Origin of the sequence: Actinomadura vinacea (genome assembly GCF_039532545.1) — a bacterium.
Classification (GTDB): domain Bacteria; phylum Actinomycetota; class Actinomycetes; order Streptosporangiales; family Streptosporangiaceae; genus Spirillospora; species Spirillospora vinacea.
Map to the genome: position 1 here is coordinate 1 of NZ_BAAARW010000036.1, position 9,154 is coordinate 9,154.

A 9,154-nucleotide genomic window follows, 5' to 3' on the forward strand; every position below is an offset into this window, starting at 1 on the left:
CTTCGCCCCCACGCCCCCGTTGCGCGGGGCTGGGCTTGTTGGGCCGATGTGGGGGCTTCGCCCCTTGCCCCGTGTGGCGTTGGGGTTCCCACGCGAGCGCGCTACCTGGCCGGGGAGGCGACGCCGGAGGCGAGCCTCACCGGCCAGATCGCGAAGCGATGTCGCGCTCGCACCAAACCCGGTCAGGGTGCGAGCCGCTAGGCGAGGCCCCTGGGCCGGGGTTGAATAAACACAGCCCGCTAGGCGAGCCCCGGGGGGTGGGGGAGGGCTTAGTGGTGGCGGGTTTGGGGGTCGGAGTAGCGGAGGACGGCGCCTACGCCCAGGGACGCGTTCGGGCCGTCGGAGGGTAGGACCACCAGTCCGCCGTCGGTGGCGGCCACGGCTCTGATGAGGGCGGCGTCGGCGCGGTCTTCTTGGGGGTCCTTGACGCCCATTTCCCGGAGTTCGTCGGCGCTGGTCGAGATCTCGCCGGGTTGGGGGCCGATCCACAGGCGGGCCGGGGAGTCAGGGTCGTGGTCCAGGAGGAGGGTCTCGATCTGGCCCCTTCGGGCCGCCTCCACGGTCGCGGGGAGGCCCGCCACGGCGCGCTCGCCGTTGGCGAGTTCGCGTTCGAAGCGTTCGGCGACGGTGAGGATGCGTTCGGCGGACTTCAGGTCCAGGATCCGGGAGAGCTCGCCGTTCAGGCCGTTGCCGCGATCGGCCTCGACGGTGTGCTCCCGGACGCCCTCGGAGATCTCCTCCAGGACGGCGGTGCGGGCCCTCGGATCGCCGGCGATCAGCACCGCCTCGGCGTGCGTGTGGCGGGCGACCTTGTCGATCTCCCGGCCCACCTTCTTGGCGTTGCTCCGCCATACCTCCTCGGCGGCGCGCTGGAGGCGGGACTGGTCCGAGTCGCTGGCCTTCTTGACCTTGCGGATCGGGAACTCCTCGTCCCCCGGCACGTCGATGTGCCGGTGCCCGCCGTCGGGCGCGAAGGTGTCGATCTCGCCGCCCCGGCGGTCGACGTGCGCCACCAGGTGCGGGAAGCGCTCCCCGCGGTCGGCCAGGTACGGCAGGACGTGAGGGAGGGGCGACACCCGGGCCAGGGACGCGCGGGGCGCGTCCTCGAACCGCTCGGACCAGGCCACCTCGCCGTCCGCCGCGAAGATCACCAGCCCTTCGGAGCGGCGCAGCTCCAGCTCCTCCTCCACGGTCCGCGCCACGGCGCGCAGCGTCGGGCCGGGAGCGCCCTGCGCCTCCAGCTCCGCGCGCAGCGCACGCCAGCGCAACTCGGTGGCCTTGCCGGCGTCCTCGGTGTTACGGGTCAGGTCGGCGTACACGGAGGCGTACGGACCCGGCCGGGAGTACAGCGGCTTGAGGAAAGACAGATCCATACCGAGGCCCTACCCGCCCCGGCGGCACCAAACGTCCCGAAAGCGAGGGGCGGGAGTCGCCCCTCGCCTCCTTTCCCGGGTCAGTGCTCGCGCAGCGCCCTGACCAGTTCAGACTCGTTCATCGAGGAACGGCCTTCGACGCCGATCTTCTCGTCCTTGATCTGGGCTCTCGGCATCCTTCCAAGGCCGTGATACCCGGCGTGTGCGTCTCACACTTGGACGAAGGGGACCGGCAGGTGCGGGGCCGCGAGCACGCCGCCGCTGGTGCGCAGCCGTTTCAGCAGGGCGGCGCGAGTGGTGGCCGCCGCGTCGGCGTCCTCGTCGTACAGGTACTTGACGGCGGGGTCGCGCAGCTGGACGGGATGCAGGACCACATCGCCGGTGACCATCAGCTCGTCGTCGCCGAGCACGACGGACTGATGCCCGGGCGTGTGCCCCGGTGTCGGGACGACCACGAGGTCGTCGGACAGGGAGGCCTGCCCCTGGACGGCGTCCAGGCAGTCGGCCTCGCGCAGGGGGTTCACTACTTCGTCCAGGACGCCCCCGCCTTCGCTCTCCAGCCACTTGAGCTCGTCCTCCTGGACGACGTGGCGCGCGTTGGGGAAGAGTGGTTCGCCGTCGACGACCGCGCCGCTCGCATGGTCGCTGTGGAGGTGGGTCAGCACCACGGTGTCGACGCTTCCCGGTTCTACGCCGATCTCTTCCAGCGCGCCGGGGAGGCATCCCGGTGTCGGCGCCCAGGAGGAGGCCGGGGAGCCGTCCGGGCCGAGCCCCGTGTCCACCAGCACGGTGGGGCCCACGGGCACGCGCAGCAGGTAGCAGTGGAAGTGCAGGACCCACTCGCCGTCCGGCCCGAACGCCTCGGGTGCCTCGGCCCTCGTGCGCTCCCAGAGCGCGGGCCTCGTACCAGGGAAGGTCTCGTCCAGGGGACGCCGCAGCGACTCTCCCATCGGACCAACCGCGTCGCACAGCGGGACGACCTCGACGCCGGAAACGATCCTTGGTTTCTCGTGCATGGGGCCACCCTCCCAGCAGGGACCCACCCCGCCGCAAGCCGAACGCTTCGGGAGGTGGAGCACAATGGCCCCGTGCGGATAGGCATTCTGGGGCCGCTGGAAGTGCGGGACGGGGCGGGGCGGCCGGTCGAGATCGGCGGGCCCCGGCTGCGCGCGCTCCTGGTGCGGCTGGCCCTGGACGCCGGGCGGTGGGTCACCGTCGCGCGGCTGCTGGATGATCTGTGGGACGGCGCCCCGCCCGCCGGGGGCGGCGGCAACGCGCTGCAGGCGCTGGTGTCGCGGCTGCGCGCCGCGGCCGGCCGCGACCTGGTCGAGCACGGCCCGGCGGGGTACCGGCTGAGGCTGGACCCGGCCGACGTGGACGCCGTCGCGTTCGAGCGCGCCGTCCTCGCCGCCCGGACGGTCGACGCCCCCGGCGCCCGCGCCGAGGCGCTGCGGCGGGCGCTGAAGCTGTGGCGGGGCGCGGCGTTCGACGGATTCGCGGACGCGCCGTTCGCGTCCGGCGGCGCGGCTCGGCTGGAGAAGCTGCGGGTGGCGGCCGTCGAGGACCGGGTGGAGGCGGAGCTCGCCGCGGGCGCGGACGCGGCCCCGCTCGTCCCGGAACTGGAGGCGCTGGCGGCGGCGCATCCGCTGCGCGAGCGGACGCGGGCGCTGCTCATGCGGGCGCTGTACGCGGCGGGCCGGCAGGCCGACGCCCTGCGCGTGTACGAGGAGATCCGCCGGGAGCTGGCCGATGGTCTCGGTGTCGATCCCTCGCCCGAGCTGGCGTCCGCGCACCTGGCGATCCTCCGCCAGGACACCGGCGCCGCGCCGCGCCCCGCCGCCGGCCGGCGGCGGACCAACCTGCCCGCCCAGTTCACCAGCTTCGTCGGCCGGGAGGAGGAGTCGGCCCGGCTGGAGAAGCTGCTGCGGGAGAGCCGGCTGGTCACACTGACCGGGCCCGGCGGCGCGGGCAAGACCCGGCTGGCGGCCGAGGCGGTGGCCGGCGCCGTCGACGAGCTGCCGGACGGCGTGTGGTTCGTCCCGCTGGCCCCGGTGACCGACAACGGCGACGGCGCGGACGCCGCGCAGGCCGCGCTGACCGCCCTGGAGATCCCCGAACCGGTCCGTCCCGCCGAGACCCGCTCGGTGGCGCGCCCCCTGGACCGGCTCGCCGACGCGCTGGCGACCCGCCGGATGCTCCTCGTCCTGGACAACTGCGAGCATCTGCTCGACGCCGCCGCGCTGGTCGCCGGGCGGGTGCTGGCCGCGGCGCCCGGCGTGCGGATCCTGGCCACCAGCCGCGAGCCGCTCGGCATCACCGGCGAGTCGCTGTGCCCGGTGCCCTCGCTCCCGCTGCCCCCGCCGGACGCCGGCGCCGCCGAGGTGCCGGAGTACGACTCGGTCCGGCTCTTCGCCGACCGCGCGGCGGCGGTCCGGCCCGGCTTCGCGGTGGACGAGGCGACCGCCCCGCGCGCCGTCGAGATCTGCCGGGCGCTGGACGGCATCCCGCTGGCCATCGAGCTGGCCGCGGCCCGGCTGCGCTCGCTCACCCCCGACCAGGTCGCCGCCCGGCTCGGCGACCGGTTCCGGCTGCTCACCGCGGGCAGCCGGACCGCGCTGCCCCGGCACCGCACGCTGCGCGCCGTGGTCGACTGGAGCTGGGAGCTGCTCGACGGCACCGAACGGGCGGTGCTGCGCCGGCTGTCGGTCTTCGCCGGCGGCGCGACGCCCGAGGCCGCCGCCCGCGTCTGCGGCCTGGACCTGCCCGGTGCCCCGGACGACCTGGAGGTCATCGACGTCGTCGCCGCCCTGGTCGACAAGTCTCTGGTCATGGCCGAGGGCACCGGCGAGGTCCGCTACCGGCTGCTGGAGACCATCCGGGTGTACGCCGCCGAACGGCTGGGGGAGGCGGGCGAGGCCGACCGGGTCGGCGCCGAGCACGCCGCCTTCTTCCTGGAACTGGCCGAGCGCGCCGAACCCGAGCTGCGCCGCGCCGACCAGCTGGTCTGGTCCGACCGGCTGGCCGCCGAGCGCGGCAACTGGCAGGCCGCGATCCGGCACGCCGTGCGGACCGGGGACGTCCGCACCGGCCTGCGGTTCTTCCGGGCGCTGATGTGGTTCTGGATGATGCGCGACCAGGAGACCGAGGCGGGCGTCTGGGCGACTGCCGTGCTCGACACCGCCGGCGACGCCGCTCCGCCCGGCTTGGAGGAGGCGTACGCGATGTGCACGGCCACCGTCCTGCTGACGGCGCAGATGCGCCGGGATTCCGGACCGACGCTCGCGTCATTGCGGGAGACGATCGAGACCCTGCTGCGGCTCATGCCCGATGACCCCCGTCACCCCGCGTTGATCCTCGCCCGTCCCGGCATGAAGATCTTCAGCGGTGACACGGCGGGCGCCGCCCAGGGGTTCGAGACCTTGCGCGACCACCCCGATCCGTGGGTGCGGGCCATTTCCCACGGTCTCATCGCCCACCTGGCCATGAACGACGGCGACTTCGCGAGAGCCGTCGACGACTGCCACGCCTGCTACGACGGCTTCCTCGCGCTCGGCGACCGCTGGGGCATGGTCATGGGCCTGAGCGGGCTCATGCAACTGGCGATGGCACGGGACGAGCCCGAGGACGCCGTCCGGTACGGCGAGCAGGCCCACGCCTTCACCGTCGAAGGTGTCAGCCCCGAACAGGGCGCCTCCATGCTCATCGCCTTGGCCAGGGCCCGCGCCCGCACCGGAGATCTCGACCGGGCCCGCGCCGACCTGGAACGCGGGATCCGCGAGGCGGAACGCATCGGCGAGTACGCCAACGCGGCGCAGGGCTACTTCGAGCTGGCCGAATTCGCCCGCCGCGACGGCGACCTGGACGCGGCCTGGACGCTGCTCGAGCGCGTCCTCGAAATGATCGAGCCCAGGCGTGGCCGCCCGGACTTCGTCCAGACCGCCGCCCGCGCTTCCGGCCTCCGCGCCTGCCTGGCCGAACAGCACGGCGACCTGGACGAGGCCGCCCGCCGGCACGCCGAGGCGTTCCGGGAGATCGCCGACAGCGTCCTGTTCGACAACCACACCCTTGCCGGCCTGGTCACCGGCCGGGCCGCGCTGGAGGCCGCCCGCGGCGACCACGCCCGCGCGGCCGAACTGCTCGGCACGGCCCGCGGCCTGCGCGGCTACGACGACCCCTCCGACTTCGACACCGGCCGCACCCGGACGGCGGCGCTGGCCGTCCTCGGCGAGGAGGCGTTCACCGCGGCCTTCGCACGGGGCCGCCACACCACCCGCGACGAGGCCCTGGCGATCGACTGACCCTGGAACGCTTCCCGGCCCCCGCGTCGCAGGACGCGGAGGCCAGGACGCGCGGCCGTTTCATACGCGCCGGTTGTACGCCCGTATCGCCAGCGGGAACGCCACCGCCACGATCCCCGCGGCCCAGGCCAGCGTGAACCAGACGTGGTTCCCCACCGGCCCGCCGACCGTCAACGCCCGCACCGCCTCGGCCAGATGAGTCACCGGATTCACGTCCGCCCACGCCCGCAGCCAGCCCGGCATCGTGGACGTGTCAGGCATCAGCACGCTGCTCCCGAACGTCAGCGGCATCACCCAGATGAACGACAGCCCCTGCACCGTGTCCGGCGACGGCGCCAGCATCCCCACCAGCGCGGAGAACCACGACACCGCCAGGTAGAACACGTACGCCAGCGCGAACGCTGCCACCACCGACAGCGGATCGGTGTGGAAACGGAAGCCCAGCAGCGACCCGAACCCCACCAGCATCACCATCACCATCACGAACCGCGCCGTGTCCCCCAGCACCGCCCCGACCAGCGGCGCGGAACGGGCGATCGGCAGGCTCCGGAACCGGTCGAACACGCCCCGGTGGATGTCCTCGTTCAGCGCCGTCCCCAGGCCCATCGTCGCGAACATCGCCATCTGCGCCACCAAGCCCGGCAGCAGCTTCTGCAAGTACGCGTCCGTACTGCCCGCCACCGCACCGCCGAACACGTACAGGAACAGCAGCAGGAAGACGATCGGCATCAGCGTCACGTCCAGCAGCTTCTCCGGCGAATGCCGCAACTGCGCCACGTTCCGCCAGGCCAGCGTCAGCCCGTGGCGGAGCGTTCGGCGCGGCCCGATCCGCCGGGGCGGCTCGTCCCACCCGGCCCCGGCCGCCGCCGTCGCGACCATGTCCACGCTCATCGCACGCTCCCCTCGGCCAGCAGCGCCGGCTCCTCCGCTCCCTCTGCTTCCTCCGCGCGGTGACCGGTCAGCGTGAGGAACACCTCGTCCAGGCTCGGCATCCGCAACGCCAGCTCGACCGGCACGATCGCGGCCTCGTCCAGCCGCCGCACCACCTCGGCCAGCACACCCGGGTCCGGCACCGGCGCCGTCACCAGCCCCGTCGACTCGTTCACCTCCGGCCGCCGTCCCGTGAGATCCGCCACGATCGCGCCCAGCTGGTCGACCCGGTACGGCTCGGCGACGCGCACCGCCAGCGTCTGCAGCCCGATCCGCGACTTCAGCTCCGCCGAGGTCCCCTCCGCCACCACCCGGCCGTGATCGAACACCGCGATCCGGTCGGCCAGCGCCTCCGCCTCCTCCAGGTACTGCGTGGTGAGCAGCACGGTCGCCCCGTCGTCCACCAGCTCGCGGACGGTCTGCCACACCTCGTTGCGGGCCCGCGGGTCCAGACCGGTCGTCGGCTCGTCCAGGTAGATCACCCGCGGCCGGCCGACCAGGCTCGCGGCCAGGTCCAGACGGCGCCGCATCCCGCCCGAGTACGTCTTCACCGCCCGCCCGGCGGCCTCCGTGAGCCGGAACCGCTCCAGCAGCACCCGCGCCCGCGCCCGCGCCGCCGTCCGGCCGGAGTCCAGCAGCCGCGCGATCATGACGAGGTTCTCGGCTCCGGTCAGCTCCTCGTCCACCGACGCGTACTGCCCGGTCAGCCCGATCATCGCCCGCACCCGCGCCGGGTCCCGGACGACGTCGTACCCGCAGACCTCCGCCCGCCCGGCGTCCGGACGCAGCAGCGTCGCGAGCACCCGCACCGCGGTGGTCTTCCCCGCCCCGTTCGGGCCCAGCACGCCCAGCACCGTGCCGGGCCGGGCCGCCAGGTCGACCCCGTCCAGCGCGAGCGTCTCCCCGAACCGCTTCCGCAGGCCTTCGGCCCTGATCAGATATTCCATCGGCGTCCTTCCGACGATGACTTCGCGATCTCTCGGGACCACGGTCACCGGCGCCGCTGACACCTCGCCCACGAGCGCTGACAGAGCACTGACGGCGAGGGGCACGTCACGTCCGGTAGCGCTGCGCCACTATGCTGCGGCCACATGTCACGACAGACCTCATACAGTCCGGCATTCGAAGCATTCGCGGCGGAACGGTCCGCGGCGGCGATCCAGCAGCAGGAGGCCCTGAACGGCTTCCTCGGCAGCGAGCACCGGAGCGCCGACCTGGACGCGCGGACCCTCCGCGGCGGGGGCCTGACCATCGGCGGCGTGACGAGCCTGGGGAGTTTCTCCCACCTGAGCCAGACCTGGCTGTGGACCTGGGCGAACCAGAATTTCGACTGGGAGCACCCGGCCGTCGCGCCCGTCCGCGCCATCCACGAGCACGGCCTGCGGCACGACATCCCCGAACTCACCGCCGGCCACCTTGACCTCGCCGGCTTCCCCGATCCCCACCAGGCCGCCACCACGATGGCCATCGCCGCCGGCCACCTGCTCGGCGGCAACGGCATCTGGTCATGTGCCATCAACGAGGGCAAGGGCGCCGCGTACGTCCATCTCGACGACCCGCAGCTGCCCGCCGCCGGGTTCGATCCGGACTCCGCCCCGCGCCTGCTCATGACGGCCGTCCAGGTCTTCCCGGGCGACCACCGGCGGGTCGTGCGCGGCTACTTCGAACGTCATGACGCCCCGTACGAGGAGACCACCGAGAGGATCGCCGGCGGCCCGCAAGGCGGCGGCAGGATCAGCGTTGGATTCGACACGGACGGCCGTCTCGATCGCGTATCGGCCGAAGTGGCCTGACCTGCCCCTGCGCCGGAAGACGCGGCCCCGGGCTCAGAGGCGCGCACCCGTCCACTGCCGCACGGGGCCGCCCCTGCCCGCGGCCAGCTTCCACGTGAACAGACGGTGACCTGGAGGTTTAGGCAGCGTGCGCGAGGGGTAGCAAGTACGAGTTGACGAGTGGTTCTTGATTATCTAATGTTCTTCCTGCCCCGAGGGGATGCGGGACGCCGACAGGCGGACGGCCTCCCGGGGAAGCCACCAGAGGAAAACGGTTCGAAGCTCGCTTCGGGTCGGGGTACTCTGGAGTGGTCAGCCCAGACGGGATGCAGGACGCCGCAAGGTGGCCGGCCCGAGGGACTCCACCGAACGATCCATCACGGGCCGCTTAGGCTGCCCGCGGTGACGCACGGCGGACTGGGCGTCGCCCTTGAAGATCGACTCGGCTGAGGCGGTTGACAAGAGCGAAGATCCTGGTAAGTTAGAAGGGTTGCCCCGGAGCAAGGCTCGCGAGAGTGAGTCGAGCGCGGTGGGTGTCCGTTTCTTGAGAACTCAACAGCGTGTTAAAAGCCAGTGCCTTTATCGGTTCGGCCTTAGTGTCGGACCGCCCCGTGGCCGCGGTTCTCTTCGGAGGTCCGTGGTGGGGATTTCTTTGAGGCAATGCACCGGCCCTGTGGGTCGGTGTATCGCTGGGATTTGTTTTCCTGAGGTTTGGCGGCCCGGTTCTGCTGGGTTGTCGTTGGACCTTGATGGAGAGTTTGATCCTGGCTCAGGACGAACG

6 protein-coding genes are annotated in these 9,154 nt (G+C 72.8%); 2 read left to right on the plus strand and 4 right to left on the minus strand.

Annotated features, from left to right (window positions below):
* Positions 1-269 precede the first annotated feature (269 nt).
* Entirely contained in the window at positions 270-1,373 is a 1,104-nt protein-coding gene (locus ABD340_RS38915; protein WP_344596096.1) for a baeRF2 domain-containing protein, read from the minus strand.
* A 209-nt stretch (positions 1,374-1,582) separates the two neighbouring features.
* Positions 1,583-2,389 carry an MBL fold metallo-hydrolase gene (locus tag ABD340_RS38920; RefSeq protein WP_344596098.1) on the minus strand — a complete coding sequence of 269 codons (807 nt, stop codon included), beginning with the start codon at positions 2,387-2,389 and terminating at the stop codon, positions 1,583-1,585.
* Between the two features lie 72 nt (positions 2,390-2,461).
* On the opposite strand from ABD340_RS38920, the gene ABD340_RS38925 reads away from it, so the two are divergent.
* Positions 2,462-5,671, plus strand: coding sequence for an ATP-binding protein (locus ABD340_RS38925; protein WP_344596099.1), 3,210 nt, complete (start codon positions 2,462-2,464; stop codon positions 5,669-5,671).
* 60 nt (positions 5,672-5,731) lie between these two features.
* On the opposite strand, the gene ABD340_RS38930 is transcribed toward ABD340_RS38925, so the two are convergent.
* The gene (locus ABD340_RS38930; protein ID WP_344596101.1) at positions 5,732-6,562 is read right to left on the minus strand and encodes an ABC transporter permease; all 831 of its coding nucleotides are present in this window, start codon (positions 6,560-6,562) and stop codon (positions 5,732-5,734) included.
* The gene (locus ABD340_RS38935) at positions 6,559-7,548 is read right to left on the minus strand and encodes an ATP-binding cassette domain-containing protein (protein WP_344596102.1); all 990 of its coding nucleotides are present in this window, start codon (positions 7,546-7,548) and stop codon (positions 6,559-6,561) included. The genes ABD340_RS38930 and ABD340_RS38935 overlap by 4 nt, the downstream gene beginning before the upstream one ends.
* A 144-nt stretch (positions 7,549-7,692) precedes the next feature.
* On the opposite strand from ABD340_RS38935, the gene ABD340_RS38940 reads away from it, so the two are divergent.
* Positions 7,693-8,394 (plus strand): DUF6882 domain-containing protein, encoded by a 702-nt coding sequence (locus ABD340_RS38940; RefSeq protein WP_344596104.1) that lies wholly within the window; start codon positions 7,693-7,695, stop codon positions 8,392-8,394.
* Positions 8,395-9,154 lie beyond the last annotated feature (760 nt).

Bases quoted from the DNA above. Each gene is read 5' to 3' on its own strand.
- ABD340_RS38915 (WP_344596096.1), bottom strand. From the start codon at position 1,373: ATGGATCTGTCTTTCCTCAAGCCGCTGTACTCCCGGCCGGGTCCGTAC.
- ABD340_RS38920 (WP_344596098.1), bottom strand. From the start codon at position 2,389: ATGCACGAGAAACCAAGGATCGTTTCCGGCGTCGAGGTCGTCCCGCTG.
- ABD340_RS38930 (WP_344596101.1), bottom strand. From the start codon at position 6,562: ATGAGCGTGGACATGGTCGCGACGGCGGCGGCCGGGGCCGGGTGGGAC.
- ABD340_RS38935 (WP_344596102.1), bottom strand. From the start codon at position 7,548: ATGGAATATCTGATCAGGGCCGAAGGCCTGCGGAAGCGGTTCGGGGAG.
- ABD340_RS38940 (WP_344596104.1), top strand. From the start codon at position 7,693: ATGTCACGACAGACCTCATACAGTCCGGCATTCGAAGCATTCGCGGCG.